Source organism: Nocardia sp. bgisy118, from assembly GCF_057708605.1.
The window spans coordinates 1-18,035 of record NZ_JBYISM010000050.1 but is presented as its reverse complement, the minus strand read 5'-3'; the positions used below and the strand labels follow the sequence as shown (position 1 = coordinate 18,035).

General features: G+C 66.5%; 19 protein-coding genes and 3 pseudogenes. 13 read left to right on the top strand and 9 right to left on the bottom strand.

Features of this window, described 5'->3' with window-relative positions:
- Nucleotides 1–6 precede the first annotated feature (6 nt).
- Nucleotides 7–336, bottom strand: coding sequence for a hypothetical protein (locus AC3EO7_RS36850; protein ID WP_435593739.1), 330 nt, complete (start codon nt 334–336; stop codon nt 7–9).
- Nucleotides 337–648: 312 nt separating this feature from the next.
- A pseudogene (locus tag AC3EO7_RS36845) lies at nt 649–792 on the bottom strand (transcriptional regulator); the annotation flags it as partial.
- A gap of 38 nt (nt 793–830) precedes the next feature.
- Here AC3EO7_RS36845 and AC3EO7_RS36840 point away from each other — a divergent pair.
- A pseudogene (locus tag AC3EO7_RS36840) lies at nt 831–1,190 on the top strand (aldo/keto reductase); the annotation flags it as partial.
- Between the two features lie 90 nt (nt 1,191–1,280).
- Here the strand turns inward: AC3EO7_RS36840 and AC3EO7_RS36835 are convergent.
- The 3 genes from AC3EO7_RS36835 to AC3EO7_RS36825 all read right to left on the bottom strand — a co-directional run bounded on the left by AC3EO7_RS36835 (nt 1,281) and on the right by AC3EO7_RS36825 (nt 3,499).
- Nucleotides 1,281–2,423 (bottom strand): alkaline phosphatase family protein, encoded by a 1,143-nt coding sequence (locus AC3EO7_RS36835; RefSeq protein ID WP_431970041.1) that lies wholly within the window; start codon nt 2,421–2,423, stop codon nt 1,281–1,283.
- A gap of 41 nt (nt 2,424–2,464) precedes the next feature.
- A complete protein-coding gene (locus tag AC3EO7_RS36830) occupies nt 2,465–2,782 on the bottom strand; it encodes a nuclear transport factor 2 family protein (RefSeq protein WP_431970040.1) in 318 nt (105 codons plus the stop codon).
- 96 nt (nt 2,783–2,878) lie between these two features.
- On the bottom strand, nt 2,879–3,499 hold the full coding sequence (locus AC3EO7_RS36825; protein ID WP_431970039.1) for a TetR/AcrR family transcriptional regulator: 621 nt from the start codon (nt 3,497–3,499) through the stop codon (nt 2,879–2,881).
- A 107-nt stretch (nt 3,500–3,606) separates the two neighbouring features.
- Between AC3EO7_RS36825 and AC3EO7_RS36820 the strand changes: the two genes are divergently transcribed.
- The 5 genes from AC3EO7_RS36820 (at nt 3,607) to AC3EO7_RS36800 (ending at nt 9,098) form a co-directional block, all read left to right on the top strand.
- The gene (locus tag AC3EO7_RS36820; protein ID WP_435593738.1) at nt 3,607–4,689 is read left to right on the top strand and encodes an SDR family oxidoreductase; all 1,083 of its coding nucleotides are present in this window, start codon (nt 3,607–3,609) and stop codon (nt 4,687–4,689) included.
- A gap of 10 nt (nt 4,690–4,699) precedes the next feature.
- On the top strand, nt 4,700–4,963 hold the full coding sequence (locus AC3EO7_RS36815) for a hypothetical protein (protein ID WP_431970037.1): 264 nt from the start codon (nt 4,700–4,702) through the stop codon (nt 4,961–4,963).
- 53 nt (nt 4,964–5,016) lie between these two features.
- Nucleotides 5,017–5,898 carry a TIGR03621 family F420-dependent LLM class oxidoreductase gene (locus tag AC3EO7_RS36810; RefSeq protein ID WP_435593737.1) on the top strand — a complete coding sequence of 294 codons (882 nt, stop codon included), beginning with the start codon at nt 5,017–5,019 and terminating at the stop codon, nt 5,896–5,898.
- Between the two features lie 55 nt (nt 5,899–5,953).
- Complete coding sequence (locus AC3EO7_RS36805; protein WP_435593736.1) at nt 5,954–8,236, top strand: ATP-binding cassette domain-containing protein; 2,283 nt, start codon at nt 5,954–5,956, stop codon at nt 8,234–8,236.
- 175 nt (nt 8,237–8,411) lie between these two features.
- A complete protein-coding gene (locus AC3EO7_RS36800; protein ID WP_435593735.1) occupies nt 8,412–9,098 on the top strand; it encodes a class I SAM-dependent methyltransferase in 687 nt (228 codons plus the stop codon).
- Nucleotides 9,099–9,150: 52 nt separating this feature from the next.
- On the opposite strand, the gene AC3EO7_RS36795 is transcribed toward AC3EO7_RS36800, so the two are convergent.
- Nucleotides 9,151–10,077: a hypothetical protein gene (locus AC3EO7_RS36795; protein ID WP_435593734.1), complete on the bottom strand. Its 927-nt coding sequence runs from the start codon at nt 10,075–10,077 to the stop codon at nt 9,151–9,153.
- A 584-nt stretch (nt 10,078–10,661) separates the two neighbouring features.
- On the opposite strand from AC3EO7_RS36795, the pseudogene AC3EO7_RS36790 reads away from it, so the two are divergent.
- Nucleotides 10,662–10,913 (top strand): annotated as a pseudogene (locus AC3EO7_RS36790) (DUF5131 family protein); the annotation flags it as partial.
- A 596-nt stretch (nt 10,914–11,509) separates the two neighbouring features.
- On the opposite strand, the gene AC3EO7_RS36785 reads toward AC3EO7_RS36790, so the two are convergent.
- Nucleotides 11,510–12,181, bottom strand: a complete 672-nt coding sequence (locus AC3EO7_RS36785; RefSeq protein ID WP_435593733.1) for a class I SAM-dependent methyltransferase — start codon at nt 12,179–12,181, stop codon at nt 11,510–11,512.
- Nucleotides 12,182–12,237: 56 nt separating this feature from the next.
- On the opposite strand from AC3EO7_RS36785, the gene AC3EO7_RS36780 reads away from it, so the two are divergent.
- Entirely contained in the window at nt 12,238–12,492 is a 255-nt protein-coding gene (locus tag AC3EO7_RS36780; RefSeq protein WP_431970031.1) for a hypothetical protein, read from the top strand.
- A 354-nt stretch (nt 12,493–12,846) separates the two neighbouring features.
- On the opposite strand, the gene AC3EO7_RS36775 is transcribed toward AC3EO7_RS36780, so the two are convergent.
- Nucleotides 12,847–13,305, bottom strand: a complete 459-nt coding sequence (locus tag AC3EO7_RS36775; protein ID WP_435593732.1) for a MarR family winged helix-turn-helix transcriptional regulator — start codon at nt 13,303–13,305, stop codon at nt 12,847–12,849.
- 63 nt (nt 13,306–13,368) lie between these two features.
- On the opposite strand from AC3EO7_RS36775, the gene AC3EO7_RS36770 reads away from it, so the two are divergent.
- Complete coding sequence (locus AC3EO7_RS36770) at nt 13,369–13,737, top strand: VOC family protein (protein WP_431970029.1); 369 nt, start codon at nt 13,369–13,371, stop codon at nt 13,735–13,737.
- Between the two features lie 82 nt (nt 13,738–13,819).
- Here the strand turns inward: AC3EO7_RS36770 and AC3EO7_RS36765 are convergent, their stop codons facing one another.
- Nucleotides 13,820–14,464 carry a hypothetical protein gene (locus AC3EO7_RS36765; protein ID WP_431970028.1) on the bottom strand — a complete coding sequence of 215 codons (645 nt, stop codon included), beginning with the start codon at nt 14,462–14,464 and terminating at the stop codon, nt 13,820–13,822.
- 44 nt (nt 14,465–14,508) lie between these two features.
- Between AC3EO7_RS36765 and AC3EO7_RS36760 the strand changes: the two genes are divergently transcribed.
- From AC3EO7_RS36760 to AC3EO7_RS36745, 4 genes are all read left to right on the top strand, one after another.
- Nucleotides 14,509–15,012, top strand: a complete 504-nt coding sequence (locus AC3EO7_RS36760; protein WP_435593731.1) for a hypothetical protein — start codon at nt 14,509–14,511, stop codon at nt 15,010–15,012.
- Nucleotides 15,013–15,261: 249 nt separating this feature from the next.
- Nucleotides 15,262–15,918 (top strand): recombinase family protein, encoded by a 657-nt coding sequence (locus AC3EO7_RS36755; RefSeq protein WP_435593730.1) that lies wholly within the window; start codon nt 15,262–15,264, stop codon nt 15,916–15,918.
- A gap of 103 nt (nt 15,919–16,021) precedes the next feature.
- Nucleotides 16,022–16,921: an IS5 family transposase gene (locus AC3EO7_RS36750; RefSeq protein ID WP_435593729.1), complete on the top strand. Its 900-nt coding sequence runs from the start codon at nt 16,022–16,024 to the stop codon at nt 16,919–16,921.
- A gap of 194 nt (nt 16,922–17,115) precedes the next feature.
- Nucleotides 17,116–17,637: a hypothetical protein gene (locus AC3EO7_RS36745; protein ID WP_435593728.1), complete on the top strand. Its 522-nt coding sequence runs from the start codon at nt 17,116–17,118 to the stop codon at nt 17,635–17,637.
- Nucleotides 17,638–18,035 lie beyond the last annotated feature (398 nt).

Sequence of the window (18,035 nt, the reverse complement as noted above, 5' to 3'; positions counted from 1 at the left end):
CAATGATCAAGCGCCCGAGCGCATCCCGAACGGGTCAATCACGAAAATTGAGCCAGATCCAGTATCCCAGTCGACATCGGCTGGTGTCACTCCGTTCCGGGCCATTTCCGCGTGGAAGAATTCCTCGTCCGCCTGTTCGTCGACGGGCAGGTCTTTACCGCGTCTCTGCATCAATCGCAGAAACCGCACCACGCGATCCGAGCGTTCAGCTCGGTCATGATCGTCATCTTCGACAACGCCAGTAGCCCAGGGTGTTCCGTTTGAGCGTTCAGCCCGCCGGGATCGCCGTCCATCCGACCGCTCTCGATCGATCTCACCAGCCGTGGCATCAACCATGTGACCAGCCAGATCCCGCCAAGATCTTGACCCAAGGCAGATTGGTGGTTGATGTCAAGGTGACAGGAGCATCATGAAGTCGTTGACGTGGACGCCTACCCACGTGGTATTCGAGGACCGGAACCATCATTCGAAATGGAAAGCCGCGCAGTCGCCGGTGCATGTCCTGTTCGACGACATCGAGCGAGTGGACCTGATTCCGTTTGGATCGTCGAGGTCGTTGTGGTGGTGCCGGCTCATCATTCGAGGAAGGCAGATCCCGCCCGACCCTATGAATGACTTGTACTCGTTCACCTACGACGCCCGCCGCGATGCCAGCTGCGCCAGCTCCTCGCGACGCAGTCCGGGAACCCGGCGCTGCCGCCCGTAGGAGGTGAGTCCGAACTTCTCCGGGCGGAGGCGGGCGCGGCGCGATCGGAGAAACTCACCCAGTTCGGCGCGTCGGTCGAAGTTCATGTGTCCCATCATTTCTCGACTCGGGTGGATGTCTCGTCATGGCGTGCCTAGGCAGAGCCGGGCACTGCCTGACCCGGCGCGAATCGGCAAAGGTCGAATCCGCCGGAACGGTTCCGGCTTCACGGATTCGCACGAGCGCATCACTCATGACTGTCACGCTTGGCCGTACCGGCAGGGACATCACCCGATTGGGCTTCGGTTCGTGGGCCGTTTCGGGCTCGGGCTGGACCTTCAGCTGGGGTGCCACGGATGACGCCGAGTCGGTCGCCGCGATCCGCCACGCGCTCGACGTGGGCGTCAAGTGGATCGACACCGCCGCGGTGTACGGCCTCGGCCATTCGGAGGAACTGGTCGGCAAGGCCATCGCAGGCCTGCCGCAAGCCGACCGCCCCTACATTGTCACCAAGGCCCAGCCTGGTCTGGGACCCGGAGAACCCGTCGGCCGTGCCTACGGCGCCGGAAGCCCTGATCGAGCCGACGCGGGCCGATCAGGCGAGGCAGGTGCGCAGCGGGACGTTGAGCTCGGCCGAGGTCAGCGAGCCGTGGTGGCCGACCATGGCCGATTGGAGCGGTTCGGCCCCGGTCCGGATGACGCCGCGCGGTCCGAGCGCCGCGACGACGAGATCGCCGATCCGCTCGGCCACCACGGGCCCGACGGTAGGCCCGAACCAGCCGCGTTCGATCACCTCGGCGCGCGGCAGCACCGCGAAGTCGGGGCCGAGCGTCTCCCGCCATGCCGCAGCGACGTCGTCCACGGCGCCCTCGACGGTGTAGACGTGTCGGGCCCGCGGTTCGCCACCGAGCTGGTGGACGCCGGCGCGCAGCGCGTCGACGGCGTCGAAGTCCACGGTTCCGGTCAGCTCCACCATGCCGTGATCGGCGGTCACCAGCAGCGCCGCGCCGGGCGGCAGGTGTTCGGCGATGGTGGCGGCCAAGCGGTCCACGTGTGCGAGCTCCAGCCGCCACGCGTCGGAGGACGGACCGCGCACATGGCCGGTGGTGTCCAGATCGCCGTGATAGGCGTAGGCGAGCGAGCGGTCGCCCGTGCGCAACGCCTCGGCGACGCCGTCGACCATGTCGCCGAACGACAGGCTCGGGCGGAACGCGCAGCCGCGCAACACGGCCCTGGTCAGCCCGGAGCCCGCCTGGTACATGGGGGCGACCTGCGAGACGCTGATCCCGGCACGGGCGGCGCGTTCGAATACCGTTGCGGTGGGCTGGAACTGCTCGGGCACCAGCTCGCGCAGCAGATCCACCTTCGGGCCCTCGCCGTGCAATCGCCAGCGCAGTGCGTTCACCAACCGGTCGTAGCCGGGCACGTTGATCAGATAGCCGACGATGCCGTGCTCACCCGGCGGGACCCCGACGCCGAGGGAGCTCAGGCTGGTCGCGGTCGTGCTCGGGAACCCCGCCGCCAGCTCGGCCGAGGCGAGGCTCGACAGGAACGGCGCCTCCTCCGAGTGAGCGGCGAGAGCTTCCGCGCCGAGCCCGTCCACCAGCAGGACACAGACCCGGCGCGCGGACAGTCCGAGGCCGAGCCGATCGTCTTCGCCGGGGACGCCCAGACAGGCCAGGACAGAGGGAAACAAGTCGGCCAGGGAACCCGAGCCGTAGCGTGGCGCGTCGAACACGTGGTCAGAATGTCAAGATCGGCGCCGCCACGGCAAGGGTTTCAGGCTTGTCCGGTCTCGAATCGGCTGATCTTTCCGTCGCGCACGGTGAAACGCCACGCGGTGCGCATCGATCCCCAGCGCGAGTTCGTGTAGTCGGCGAGCAATTCGACGCCGCCGTCGGTCACCGATTCGATCTGCATCCGGCCGTTGCTGGCGAAGACCTCCGAATCGGTCCACTGCTCGACATCGCGTTCCACGCCGTCATCGGACATGGTCGCGTCCTCGGTGAGCACCGAGTGGAAGCGGTCGCGATCGTTGGCGTTGAGCGCGTCGACGAACTGCTGAACGATCGGGTCGAGCTGTTGCTGTACGGACATCCGGTCATCCCTCTCGAATCACGGTAATCGGGTCGAGCAGTGACGGAACAGCAAACATCTGGCGCCCACTCTAGGTCAGAAATGCGGCGCGCCGCGTCAAGACCCGGGCGCGAGGAGCGAGGACACCGTGCGCATCACGTCCTCGACCAGTTCGGGCGCGGTGGTGCCGAGCTGAACGGCCCGCTTCTCCAGCTGACCGTCCAACCACAGCGAGGCGAGCCCGTGGCCGATGCCCCACCAGGTGATGCCGAGAATATCCGCCTTGTCGGCAGGCAGCAGACCGGCCGCAACGCACTCGCCGATGGCGTCGGCCAGGATCGCGAAGGCGGCGTCGCCCGCCACGATGGCGTCGGGGTGCTTCTCCGGCTGGGAGAGCTCCGGCCGGAACATCAGCCGGAAGTAGCCGGGTTGCTCGCGCGAGAAGCGGACGTAGGCGCCCGCCAGCGCGGCGAGGGTGTCCAGCGGCGAGCCGGTCGCGGCGGCTCGCGCGGCGGCGAGTTCGGCGCCGAGCAGCTCGAATCCCTTGGTGGACAGCGTCGCGAGCAGTGCGGCCCGATCCGCGAAATGATGGTACGGCGCGCCGGTGCTGACGCCGGCCTCCCTGGCAACCCGGCGCAGGCTCACCGCCGCGATGCCTTCGGTTTCGATCAGGCGCAGGCAGGCGGCGATCAGCTCATCACGCAGTGCGCCGTGGTGGTAACTGGTCCGCTTCACCATCCGAGCGTATGCGACCGGGGCTGGACAACCTATCTATGCGGTGCTTAGATAATCTGAGCGGCGCTTAGATTCCGGCCGCGCCCCTCTTCCCCTGACAGGTGGAACACATGAGCAAGCAGGTACTCGTCACCGGCGCAACGGGATTCATCGCCGGGCACGTCATCGCCGACCTTCTCGAGCACGGCTACCATGTCCGCGCCACCGTGCGCGACTTGGCGAACACCGGCAAGCGCGCGCACCTCACCGAGCTCGCGCGGCGCCTCGGCGCGGACCTCGAGTTCGTCGCCGCCGACCTGGGCCGCGACGCCGGGTGGGCCGAGGCCGTCGCGGACTGCGCGTACGTGGTGCACGTGGCCTCGCCGTTCCCGTCGTACATTCCCGACGACGAGAACGAACTCGTCGAACCGGCCGTCCAGGGCACGCTGCGGGTGCTGCGCGCGGCCGCCGCCGAGCCGGGCGTGCGACGGGTGGTGCTGACCTCCTCGGTCGCCGCGATCGCCTACGGCCACGACACCGACGCCGTGCGTACGGAGGCGGATTGGTCGGTGGTCGGCCGGATTCCGCCCTACCAGAAGAGCAAGACGCTGGCCGAGCGAGCGGCGTGGGAGTTCGTCGGCGGCCTGCCCGCCGAGCGTGGACTCGAGCTGGCCGCGGTGAACCCGGGTATGGTGCTCGGCCCGCTACAGAGCCCCGTCACCAGCACCTCGCACGAACCGATTCGGCGGCTGATGGCGCGGGATGTGCCCGGCTCGATGCGCACCGGCTGGACCCCGGTCGACGTGCGTGACCTCGCCGTGGCGCATCGGCTGGCGATGGAACTGCCGCAGGCGGCGGGCAATCGGTACATCTGCGCGTCCGATGCGGTGTGGATGGCCGAGCTGGCCCAGATCCTGGCCGACGAATACAACCCGCGCGGCCTGCGGGTGCCCACCCGCGTGCTGCCCGACTGGCTGATCCGGCTCGTCGCGCGATTCGACAAGGGCGTTCGGCTGGCGCTTCCGGTGCTCGGCCGCACCGAGATGGTCAGCGCGAACAAGGCGCGCACGGAGCTCGGCTGGACCATGCGTCCCGTCCGGGAGACCGTGCTCGACACCGCGGAGAGCCTGCTCGCCTTCGGCGTCGTGCACGCGCCGGGTGTCCGCACCCGCCCGGCCGTGCCGCGTCCGGCGTCGAACGTGCTCGGCGCCTAGGGGTTCGGACATGGTGACCGCCACTCTGATCCTCGCGGCCCTCGGGCTCGTGCGTCGCGTGTTCCGCAGGGATCGCGACGCCGCGCACGCCGACAGCGGAGCGCGCCGTCCCGCACGACTCGACACTGCCGCGATGCGTCGATATTTCCGCGGGGCGGAGTGGCGCCGATACCTCCGCGAAGCGGCACGACGTCCGGTTCCCGCGCTCAGCGCGGCGGTGGCGCTGCTCGGCCTCGGCGTCGCCGTCACGGCGAGTGCGCTCGCGGAGTGCTGAGCGCACACTTTGCCGGGTGGCGGGCGGGTCGCGCCAACGGGTAGACAGGACCGGTGACTGTGCAGCGTCCCTTCCGTTTCGGCGTGAACATGGTGGTACCCGAGTCCAGGTCCCGGTGGATCGAAAAATGCCGCAGGGCCGAGGAACTCGGCTTCGACGTGGTCGGCGTCGCCGATCATCTCGGCCTGCCCGCGCCGTTTCCCGCCATGATCGTGGCGGCCGAGGCCACCGAACGCGTGCGGCTCAACACCTTCGTGCTCAACACCGCCTTCTACAACCCGGTGCTGCTGGCCCGCGACGCGGCGGGCGCGGACCAGCTGACCGACGGGCGCGTGGAACTCGGGCTCGGCGCGGGCTACGTGCGGGCCGAGTTCGACGCCGCCGGAATCCCTTTCCAGAGCGGCGGTAAGCGGGTGCGTCATCTCGAGCACACCGTCACGACGCTGCGCAGGTTGTTCGCCGACCCGGACTACCAGCCGCGCCCGGCGCAGCCGTCCGGACCGCCGCTGCTGCTGGCAGGCTGGGGCGACCGGCTGTTGAAGCTCGCGGCCGAGCAGGCCGACATCATCGCCTTCGCGGGCGGGGGAGCGACGCCCGGCGGCCCGGTGCAGCTCGCCGACGAGGACACCACCACCGAGCGGGTGGCTTATGTCGACGGGCTGCTCGGCGCACGTGCGGGCGAGGTGGAACTGAATCTGCTCATCCAGCGGGTGGTCTCGCGCGCGGACTGGCCCGCGCTGGCCGATGCTTACGCACCGGCGCTGCCGCCCTCGGCCGCCGACCACCCCGAGCGGATCCCGACTCTGCTGATCGGCTCCCTCGAGGAGGGCGCCGACCGCGTCCGGGAACTGCGCGAGCGCTTCGGATTCAGCTACATCACCGTGCTGGAGAACAGCATGGAACAGTTCGGCCCGATCATCGAGCGGCTTCTGTGATCTACATCACTTCACCCTCGCCATTTTGTCGGCCCGCGATGGCATGGTGTTCGGCATGCCATCTACCGAATCGACCGCCTCCGTCGATGTCATCCGGGTGCTCGGGGCCAGCGAGCACAACCTGCGCGACGTCTCGCTCGAGATCCCCAAGAACAAGATCACCCTTTTCACCGGCGTGTCCGGGTCGGGCAAGTCGTCCATCGTGTTCGACACCATCGCCGTGGAATCGCAGCGCCAGCTCTACGCCACCTTCCCGGCGTTCGTCCTGAACTTCCTGCCGCGGTACGAGCGCCCGCACGCCGAGGCGATCGAGAACCTGACAGCGCCGGTCATCATCGATCAGCAACCGGTCGGTGGCGGCCCGCGCTCCACGGTCGGCACCATGACGGACATCTACTCGATGGTGCGCGCCATGTTCGCCCGATTCGGTTCACCCTCGGCCGGATTCGTCTACAACTACTCGTTCAACGTCCCCCAAGGCATGTGCCCGGACTGCGACGGGCTCGGCATGACGGTGCGCGCGGACCCGGATCGCCTGGTGGACCGTGGCAAATCGCTCAACGAAGGGGCCATCCTGCTCCCCGGTTACGGTGTGGGCAGCGGTGATTGGCAGCTCTACGGCAATTCCGGCCGGTTCGACCTGGACAAGAAGCTGGCCGACTACACCGAGGCCGAGTACCAGGACTTCCTGTACGGCAGCGGCGGCAAGGTGGAGCTCACCTTCGCGAAGGGCACCTGGAAGGCCGACTACGAGGGACTCGCCGCGAAGTTCACCCGCACCCGACTGCAGCGCGACACCTCGACGCTCAGCGAGAAGACCCGCGAGCAGATGCAGAAGTTCCTCACCGAGGGCGTCTGCTCGACCTGTCGGGGCGCGCGGCTCAACGCCGCCGCACTCGCCACCAAGATCGGCGACCGCAATATCGCCGACTGGTCGGGGATGCAGATCACCGATCTCATGGCGGTGCTCGACGAGATCACCGACCCCGCGGCGCTCGGCCTGGCCGACGCCATCCGTACCGCGCTGCGGCGGGTGGCCGACATCGGTCTCGGATACCTGAGCTTGGATCGCCCCACCTCGACCCTTTCCGGCGGTGAGGGACAGCGGCTGAAGATGATCAAGCATCTGTCCAGCACGTTGATCGGGATGACCTACATCTTCGACGAACCGAGCGTCGGACTGCACCCGCGCGACGTCGGCAGGCTCAACGATCTTCTGAAAGCGCTGCGGGACAAGGGCAACACCGTGCTGGTGGTCGAGCACGATCCGGACGTCATCCAGATCGCCGACCACATCGTCGATGTCGGCCCGCGCGCAGGCGTGCACGGCGGACGGGTGGTGTTCCAGGGCAGCTTCGCCGAGCTGCGCGACGCCGACACCCCCACCGGTGCTGGTCTGCGCAGGCCGTTCACTGTCAAGGACACCTTCCGTGCCGCCGCGGGCGAGTTGCTGATCGAGAACGCCGGCGTGCACAACCTGCGCGATGTCACCGTCGCCATCCCCACCGGGGTACTGACCTCCGTCACCGGCGTGGCGGGCTCGGGCAAGAGCAGCCTCATCCGCGACGTGTTCGTGCGCGAGCATCCCGAGGCGCTGTTCGTCGACCAGTCGCCCATTGCCGCGTCCTCCCGCTCGACGCCGGCGACCTACCTGGGATTGATGGACCCGATTCGCAAGCTTTTCGCCAAGGCGACGGGGGAGTCGCCGAGCCTGTTCAGCTTCAACTCCCACGGCGCCTGCCAACAGTGCGAGGGCCGCGGTGTGGTCGTCACCGAGATCGCGTACATGGACCCGGTCGCCACACACTGCGACGCCTGCGACGGCCGCCGCTTCTCCGAGGGCGTGCTCGGGCACACGTTGCGCGACAAGTCGATCGCCGACGTGCTGGAGATGCCGGCGGAGGAGGCGCTCGGCTTCTTCCCGGAGAAGGCGCTGAATGGCAAGTTGCGCACCATGAACGAGGTCGGCCTGGAGTACCTGAGCCTGGGCCAGGCGATGAGCACGCTGTCCGGCGGCGAACGCCAGCGCATCAAGCTGGCCACCCAGTTGCAGAATACCGGGTCGATCTACGTGCTGGACGAGCCGACCACCGGCCTGCACATGTCCGATGTCGACACCCTGCTCGCGCTCATGGACGGACTCGTCGAACGCGGAAACACCGTCGTCGTCATCGAGCACAACCTCGACGTCGTCGCCCACTCCGACTGGGTGATCGATCTGGGCCCGGACGGCGGAAAGGACGGCGGCCGAATCGTCTTCACCGGCACCCCCGCCGACCTGTTGACCCACCCTACCTCCCTGACCGGCGAGTACCTGCGCAAGTACAAGGCGGCCTGACCAGGGCCGAGGCCCGCGGCCGCGTCGCCGAGAGTCGTTGCGGCCGCGGGCCTTCGCGCCGACAGTGCGCAGCGGGATTTCGCGAATCAGCGGCCGGGTGGTGGCGCAGCCGAGACCGGCCCACAGTTCGGCGTAGCGGTGCCGGTGACCACACGGATGATCGTACGGTGGAGCGGTGACCTTGATTTCACGCATCTATCGGTTCAACAGACGGCGTCCATGGAGTCACAACGACTTCTACGGAGGTTGGGTGGTCGATCGAGTCGCGTCGAGCAAAGCCCGCAGCGTTCTGGACATCGGGTGCGGCACAGGCAATCTGATCGGCCGTCTCCGGGTGCGGGTCGAACACGTGACCGGGATCGAGCCGGACCCCGAAGCGGCACGCGTGGCGGCAGCGCGCTTCGCCGACATCCCTTCCGTAGTGATCGAACAACGACGATTCGACCAACGCGACCCGGCTCGTCAGTGGGATGCGATCACACTGGTGGCCAGCCTTCATCACCTTCCACTCACGCAGACCTTGCGCGATCTCGATCGCTGCCTGGCTCCTGGCGGCCGCCTCGTCGTCATCGGGTGCTACCGGGAATCGGGGGTAGTCGATCTCGCAATAGGACTCGTGGCCACCGTGGCCAATATGGTCATCGGAGTTCTGAAGCATCCACGGCCGACGGACCATTTCCCCCTCGAGATGACGGCACCGACAGCGCCACCCCGCGAGACACTCTCGGAAATTCGCGTTGTTGCCGGGGAGCATCTCCGGGGAGCTCGCATCCGTCGCAGGCTCTTCTGGAGGTACTCGCTGGTCTACGACAAGCCCTCGCCCACACATCGGCGCTCCGTGTCAGGGCGTGAAACCGGTTGATACCAGCCCGATGTCGGGGTTCGAGTGAGGGCGCCGCGGCTGGGATGTCGCCCTATTTGTTGTGTGTGGCGTCGAGATCTATCCGGATGGTGTCGGCGCGGGGGATGATGAAGACGCGGTCGCGCCGTGCTTCCCACTGCTGGGGTATGACGAAGTAGGCGTCGGCAGTTCGGTCGAGTAGTCGCACACCCCCGTAGTAGAAGCGGTATTTCTCGCCGGGTATGTCGATTTCGCCGACCTCTACACCGGTGCCGAGGATGGCGAGCCGGTCGACGCTGAACACGACGACCGAGGGCTGGTCGGCGAATTGGGATCGAGCCAGGTTTCGAGCATCCGTGAGCCCTTGGTCGGAGGCGTAGGCCCCGGTGATCCACATCAATCCGGCCAGTCCGAGGGTGAACAGCGCGATCATGATCACGATCGTGCTTGACTGATTCGTCGGCCGAGGCCTCGGCGGCAGAAGTCCTGGGCTCGGCGGAGTCTGCCACAGGCCCGGATTGCTGGACCGAAGCGTAATGACATAGCCGAGCAAGACACTCCCGACGACCAGCGATCCCGGCAGCAGGTAATTGTTCGGCGGAAACCACGACGGCACCGCGGTCAACCGGATGATCGGGGCCACCGCGAGCGCCGCCACTCCCAGCGCCAGCATCGCCACGTACCAAATCCGAAGCGCTCGAGTCTCGTTGCGGGTCCGCCGGGCCAGCAGTAACGGCACGTCCCGGGACGCCACCAGAATCAGCACCATCACCATGCCGAGGACAACCGGCCAGAACGTGGGAGTGATCGATCGCCGCAGAAAATCGGTGATCGAGTAGCCGAGCAGCCCCGAGTCGATGCCGAAATAGCCATACCAGGCGCGGGTGTACACCGCGCCGAAATAGTAGAGGACCGGTACGAGCACCGCTGCCTGCGACGCCAATGCCCCCGCGAGCGTCAGCGCCGACTTCAGCGGAGACGGTTCCTGCCGCTGTGTCATCGGTCAGCGCTCCGCGTTGCCGGAACTCGGTTCCGGTCGGCTGGAGGGTGCTTGTCGCGCTGTGAGCGGCGGAAGAGTCGGTGGCGGAGGAGTTGTCGCGATCGGCGGCATGCCGGGCACGATCAGACGCTGAGAGGTCGTGATGCCGACTGACGTCTGTGGTACGGGGACAGTCGTTTGTGCCTCCGGCTTTTGCGGCGAGGGTGCAACGACCGAAGGTGTCGCGATGGTCAGTTGGGGCTTCGTGGTGATCGGCGCCCCCTGCGGAGGGATCGTCGGGCCCTGCTGTTCGGACGTCGTAGCCGACGCTGCCGACGAAGTAGCCACCGATGACTGTGGTGCGGGGACCGGCGCCGATGACGGCGGAGCATCGCCGCGGTCCGCTGCGTCGGAGCCGCACGACGATAGCGCCAGCGTTGTCAGGACCGTGACGACGAGTACAGCTGGGCCGGAACGGATCTGCATGCGCGCTCCCTCGAATTCCTGAACCGGAACGGAATTGTCGCACGACGAAACCGGCGAGGCACCTCGATAACGCCAACAGAAGAAGTACCCATCGAGATGCCATTGTCCGATGAATTAGATTGCGCAAGAAGCGATCTGCACGAATTTCTACCAAACAGAATCGGTTCTGTTTACCGCTGCACGATGCGGCGGCGAAGCGGCTCGGTGCCCGTGACCCGGAGCAGGTCGAGCGCGGGCTGGCGCTCCGGCCGAACCTTTGGCTGGGCAGGTCGGTGGAAAACGGTGCGGTCACCCACTGCATCACCGACCTGCTCGCCGGTCCCGCCGCGGTGCGGTTCCTGTCGTGCGAGCCGCTGCTGGGCCCGATCGATCTGACCAGTGGCTGTTCCCGAACCGCTGTTCCTGCGGCTGCGCCTGCCGGTGGCCCGACGACGGCGACCGGTTCGAATGCCCCAGCCAGGAATACCGCACACCCATCGACCAGGAATGGGACGCCTTCCTCGCGCACTTCGAGAAGCGGAAAGTCTCCGTTGGGACCCGCGCGCGAGCGTTCGCTTCTCCCCTGTATTCATGAGCACGCATGTGTAAGATGTTCACTTCTACGGCTGGACCCCGCCCAACGCCCCCGGTTGGAAGAGATCCGCGACAACCTCGAAGCCCGCATCATCGAAGCCAAACGCGAAGGCTGGCTCGGCGAAGCCTGCAGGTCAGCTACAGCGGCGTCAAGGACAAGCTCGCCCAGATCGACGCCAGACTCCAACGAACGGCGGCAGGAACTGACCTCGGGATGCCCACGTTCGGTTCGATCTCTGGAAGGTCTTCTGCCCCATGATGATTGAATCAGTGCGACAGATGATAGGCCAAGTGCGAACGCTCGCTCGGCGAGGTCGAACAACTCCGCGGCAGCCTTGCGACGCGAGGGAACGAATTGCACAACTGGCTCCCAGGCGGCGCGAACTCGATCGATTCACTCTTCGAGATCGTCAACCTGGCGGCGCGCGAGAATGATCCCCCCGAGCGTGCTCTCGGCTGAGGTGAGAGTTCTGTGTGTCTCGACGACGAAGCCAGCATCGTTGAGCCACGCAATCATCTGGCCGTGCTGGCGACGATGGACATATATGTTCATCTGGTGCCCGCCATAGCCCTGCGTCTTCAACTGCGACTCGTCACCGACATGGAAGCCGAGTAACAACGGTCCACCGGGCCGAACTACTCGCTGGAAGTGCGCGAAGACCGAACTGATCTCGTCGTCGGGAACGTGGATCAGCGAGTACCAGGCGACCAGACCAGCCATCGAGGCGTCGCCGAAGGCGAGGTCGGTCATAGAGCCGAGATCGAACCGGAGGCCGGGGTGATCACGCCGGGCCACCTCGATCATCCTGGGCGACAGGTCGATTCCGAACGCGTCGACGCCCAGCCGGGATAGGTGAGCGGTGATCCTCCCCGCCCCACACCCCACGTCCGCAACTGGGCCCCCGCCCTCGGCACGCACCTGGTCGGCGAACAACGCCAGGACAGCGCGCTCATCGGGCGTTTCATCCAGAAGGTGACGCGTCAGATCTGCATAAATAGCAGCGACGGTGTCGTAGGACGTCCGCGTGTCTTCCAGCCAGCCGGCGGTGTTCGGTCCCGTTCCCACGACCGCAGGCTACCCAACAGTCCACGCAGGACAACCCCTAGTTCAGAGAAGCTTGCGTGAGGTGCTCGCTCCTTCGACCGGACCCCGCCCAGCGGGCGCGGCTCGAAGAGATCCACGACAACCTCGAAGCCCGCATCATCGACGCCAAACGCGAGGGCTGGCTCGGCGAAGTAGAAGGACTCCAAATCAGCTACAGCGGCGTCAAAGGCAAACTCGCCCAGATCGATTCCACTCTCCAACGCACCACGGCAGCAACGGGACTCGGAATGCCCACGTTCGGCTCGATCTCCGGAAGAAGCTCTGCCCCATGAGAATCAAGTTCATAGAAGTCTGTGTCGATGTTCGCTCCCGTGGCCGGATCCGCAACAACGCACTCGGCTGGAACAAATCCGAGACAACCTCACCACCCGGATCAGCGAAGCAGGGCGAGAGGGATGGCTCGGCGAGATCGAAGGCCTGCACGTAAGCCTCGCCGGTGCTGAAGGCAAACTGGCCCAACTCGACGAGAAGCAGCCCGGCGAACCGTCATTCATCAGCCTCGGCATGCCGACAATCAGGCTCATCGCAAAAGGAGGGTGTAGTCGGGGTCTGTCGGTGTCGAAGTTGCCTGCAGGGATGGCCGCACTCCTTTCCGGGCGCGGCGAGACGTGTGCCGGGAAAGCGAGCTATGCACCGTCGTTGCCATCGTGCAGGGAATGGATCATGCTGTGCAGGATCCGGAACGCGTCCGACTGCTCGGTCTCGGCCAGGCCGGCCAGCATTCTGACCTCGACGGACCGGACCGCTATGGTCGCCTTCTCGAGGCTCCGCCGGCCGCGAGGCGTGAGCCGCGTGGGAAGAACCTTCCCGACGGGTGCCTGCGCAGGCCTGGTCACGTAGCCGTCTCGTTCCAGGGCCTGGAGCAGCACGTTCATCGTCTGCCGGGTCACGAACGCGCCCCGCGCGAGCTCGGAATTCGACAAGCCCGGTCGTTGAGCCAGCAGCTCGAGGCAGGAGTAGTGCGTCACGCTCATCCCGAGCGGCCGCAACACCTCCTCCATAGCTACACGTAGCGCGCTCGACGCCTCTTTCAGCAGGTAGCCCAGTGACGTCTCCAGGTCGACGCCGACACCGTCTTGACTCATGTCAGTATTCTGACATAAATTGATCCGTGTCAGAAACCTGACACGAAGAGAAGGAGCATCATCATGCCCGCCACCGGCCCCGACTTCATCTCACTCCAAGCGCGCGACCTCGACGCTTCGCAGGTGTTCTACGAGCAGTACCTCGGCCTCGTCCGCTCGCAGGCCGGACCTCCGCACGCCGTCGTCTTCGAGACGAAGCCGATCGCGTTCGCACTCCGCGACATCGTTCCCGGCACCGATCTCGCATCCGCTGCTCAGCCCGGCATCGGTGCCGCGATCTGGCTCCACGCCACAGACGTCCAAGCCATTCACGATGCTCTGGTCGCCGACGGTCACACCATCGTCTCCGCACCGATCGACGGCCCCTTCGGTCGGACATTCACCTTCGCCGACCCCGACGGCTACCAGGTCACTCTCCACGACCGCGCCTGACAGGCCAAAACGTCACCGGACGATCACCGGCCCCCGCAGACCGCGGTTGCGCCCGCGGCTCGAGAATCCGGGCGAGGTTTGTTCACCCCGGGGTGATACCGATACCGACCAGCGGCGGCCCCCTCGCCCGTAACGAGTGTGTACTCCACTGCGCGGCTGGCCATATCCCGGCGACGTGGCTCCGACGGTGACCGCGATCCTGACCCGACACGCACCAGCCGCCGCGGCGATGAACGCCTTCTACCGGAAACTGCTCGATGGAGAAATCCACACGGATTACGCCCAGTTGGTAGATCAGCACGATCTGACCAATTGACCGGTCATCGGGTGCACGAGTGCGCTCGACCGACGCCGAATGGGCACGGCCAGTTAGTTCAGAGAAGCAGGAGGGTTCGTGCCGGCGGCTGGTGCCGTAGGGGCGCCCGCAGGATCCGAATTCGACGCGTCGTTTGTCGAAGTGCTCCTCGAAGCCAGCCCACTCGTCTTCGGTCGGTTTGCGGTATTCCTCGGCGGGGCGTTGAGCGCGCCGCCGGTCGAGGAATTCCGGGTAGTGGCGGACCACATCCTCCTCGAAGACCGCGACGTAGCCGCGGGTGGTCTGGATTTCGAGGTGACCGAGCAGCGCGGCGCCGATGCGCGGAGAAGGCGCGGTGCCACGTGCAGCGGGGGAGGGGCCAACTGGGGGAGCGGCCGCTTGACCTGGGCGGCAAGACACGGCATACCCCAACCATCGCGCTCCGGCTGTCGGTGCCGGGCTCTACAGTGCCGAATATGACAGTTGCCGACAGCGCATCGCCGTTCGAGAACCAGGGCGGGTATGTCGTGAGCCCGGGCCCAGGTTGCTCCCCGTCGTTCCGGCAGTACGTGGCGTCGGCTCGGGCGGGTGACGTCGATGCCCTGTTCTTGCTCGAATCGGCGGATGCCGACGCGGTAGAAGTGGACGTACTGCTCTACAAACTGCTCAATGTCGCAGCAGACTTCGGCCACCCCGAGGCCGGTTCCTTCGCCGATGACCTTCTCGAATGTTCCTCTCTTCGTTACGACGACGACCACTTCGCGCAGGGCAATGCCCATTTCCAGCTCGGCCTGGCCTACCTCGTCGGAGCCGACGGCCTGCCGGTGGACCCCGACAAGAGCCGAGCTCATCTCGAGATGTCACACGAGTGCCGGTGGCCCTTCCACGTGCAGCAAGGAGAGAGCCTCCTGGCCGAGGCTCGATCGCTGCTGACCGCCGCCCAGCTGATGGTGTTCGACGAGATCTATCGCCCAGGGTGATTCGGTGCTGTCAGGGCGCCGAGGCGGACGGGTTGACTGCGCAGGCCTCGGAGCACCGGGCTGGCGATGCGCTCCGGCGTCCCGGCCGAGGTCAGTGACGGGGCGCGACGCATGATCTCCGCGATGGCGGCGGTGGCTTCCAGCCGGGCCAGCGCGCTGCCCAGACAGAAGTGGATACCGCGCCGAAGGCCAGGTGGTCCCCGACATCGGTCCGGTCGAGCCGGGGACGAGGGGGTGCGGTATGTGTTCATGAAGGACACCGAGTACGACTTAACCACGGGCGCAGGCCGGAAGAATTTCATGGTGAAGGTCTCCGAAGCCGCCGAGTACCGGGAAACCAACACCGAAAACCTCCTGGACCGGATGGGCGAGGAGGCTGCCAAGGGGGTGATGCAGGGCGGTGCACGCCGCTTCGGGTACGGCAAAGTCGTTGGCACACACCCGATTACCGGTGCCGACATTTTGGATCGGTATGCGTTGCGGGCCGAGGAGGTAGCGGTTCTCGAGGAGGGCCGGGACCGGGTGATCAACGGCGAGTCCCAGACCACGATCATCACCGATTGGAACGCCCGGGGGATCACCACCTCCCAGGGCGGGCAGTGGCGGGTGGGCAAACTGTCTCACCTGCTGCTGTTGGAGGCGTATGTGGTCTATGACCTGGGTGAGCACACCGACGCGACCGGTGCCCGGTGTGAGTGCTTGAACAACCCGGAGGGCAACGGCATTCGGGTGCACGAGCGCACCGATACCCGGCATCGTGTGCAGTGGCCGGGCATTTTCACCCGCACCGAGCAGGACGCGATGCGAGCAGCTTTGACCGCGCACCGCCGTCTCGAGGAGCCGGATCGTCCCCGGCACCGTAACGGCGAGTATTGGTTGACCGGGCTAGAGCGTGTCTCCAAGTGAAACCGCAGGTCTGAGACTCGTTGCGGTGACGGGGTTTTGAAAAGTGGCGAGGTCTCCGGTATCTGGTTGATCGACCAAGATCCAACTGAACACCGGAGACCTCGTGACCACCCTAGCGGTGAGTGCGCGAGCGGACCTGACCGATGCCCAATGGGCACGGCTGGAACCGCTGCTGCCTGCCCCGAAACGACCCGGCCGACCATCGAGATGGCCACGACGGCGTCTGGTCGACGGTATCCGGTGGCGGATCCGGGTCGGCTGCCCCTGGCGTGACATCCCGCCGGGCTACGGGTCCTGGCAGGCCATCTACGCACTGTTCCGACGGTGGAGCCGCGCCGGGGTATGGGCCGCGATATTGCGGCAACTCCAGGCAATCGCAGACGCGACAGGACAGATCGGCTGGCTGGTCAGCGTGGACTCCACGGTCATGCGCGCCCATCCCCACGCCGCCGGAGCCCGCCGCGACGGCCACCGACAAGCCGAACCACCCGGCGGGCATCATCACGAGCCCGACGATCACGCCCTCGGGCGTTCCCGTGGCGGGTGGGGCACCAAATTACATCTTGCCTGCGAACACGGTCTGCGGCCGTTGTCGCTGCTGCTCACCGCCGGTCAAGCCGGTGACAGCCCGCAATTCGCGGCGGTCCTCGACGGCATCGCTGTGCCTCGCCTCGGGGCCGGACGCCCACGGGTCCGCCCGGACCGGGGCCTCGCCGACAAGGCATACTCCTCGGCCGCCAACCGTGCCCACCTGCGTGAACGCGGTATCGCGGCCACGATCCCAGTCCCTGCCGATCAAGCACGCAATCGCCGCAACCGCGGCCGCGCGGGCGGGCACCCAACAGCGTTCGACCCCGAGAGCTATCGGCACCGAAACACCATCGAACGCGGCATCCTCCGACTCAAACACCACCGTGCCGTCGCGACCCGCTACGAGAAACTCGCCACCCGCTACCTCGCCGTCATCCAGATCGCGGCCATCGACCAATGGCTACGTCCCTGACGCCTACTTGGAGACACGCTCTAGCCGAGTGCGGCGGCACCTGGGGCGAGGGCCGCGAGCGGGCGGGGCAGTATTGCGGCACGTGGATGGTGGGTTCGCAGTTGGAGCGTGAACGCAAGAACGGCACCGTTGTTCAGCGCCGGTATGGGTGCCGGGCCAAGGATTCAGCGAAGGTGGCGTGTGGGTGCGGGCGGGTGTTCCGGGATGCGGGCGCGTTGGAGATGTACGTCGCGCAGCAGGTGATCGCCGCGTACGAGCACCCGGAGATCCTGGCCCGGCTGGATCGCGGGAACGACAACGCCGGGCGCATCGCGGAACTGCAACAGCGCATCGAGACGACGGCGGGGAATCTGGATGCCGAAACCGACCGCCGCACCGAGATGCTGACCGGGGCCGGTGACGAAGACGATTTGCGGGTGATCGAACGCACCATCACGGGACTGAAACAGGCGCTGAAAGCGCTTCGTGCCGAACAGGATTCGTTGCGTGGCGCACAAGCCCTCGCTGTGCTGGCCGATATCGGGTCCACGCCGGGCGAGTTGCGTCAGGCGTGGGATAGGAAGGGTGCGCGCTGGCGGCATGAGGCCGCCGCGCGGCTGATCGAGAGGGTCATCGTCAAACCCGCGCGGGTGTATGCCGCGAAATGGGTCGACCAGAACCGCAAGGCGTGGCGGTTCGACACATCCTCGGTCGAGATCGTGTGGCGGGACCTATAGCCACACCAGCTCCGCTGGTGAATCCTGGGGGCGGTTATCGGTGAACTCTAGCTCAGACGCCGAGACCGAGATCTGCTGGTATCGGCGGAATCTGACGTCCTTCGGCGAGTGTCTGGCAGGTTGGGCGTGACCGACGAACGTCCTATGCCGACTATCGGACATTCGACCGGGGCAGGTGGGGGCGTGCGAGTGATTCGGTTGCGGACCATCGGGTGGTGAATATGTTGTCGCAGAGTGTTGGAGCGCGGTCGGGGTCGCTGACCACCAGAGGGCGCGCCGTGCTCCGACCATATGTCAGCGGCCAGTTGAGATTCCCCACTGGCGGCCACCTAGCGGGGAGCTATCTGGCCGTCAAGGCGAACGGGCAGCAACAAAGGCGGGCTGTCGGCAGACGACGA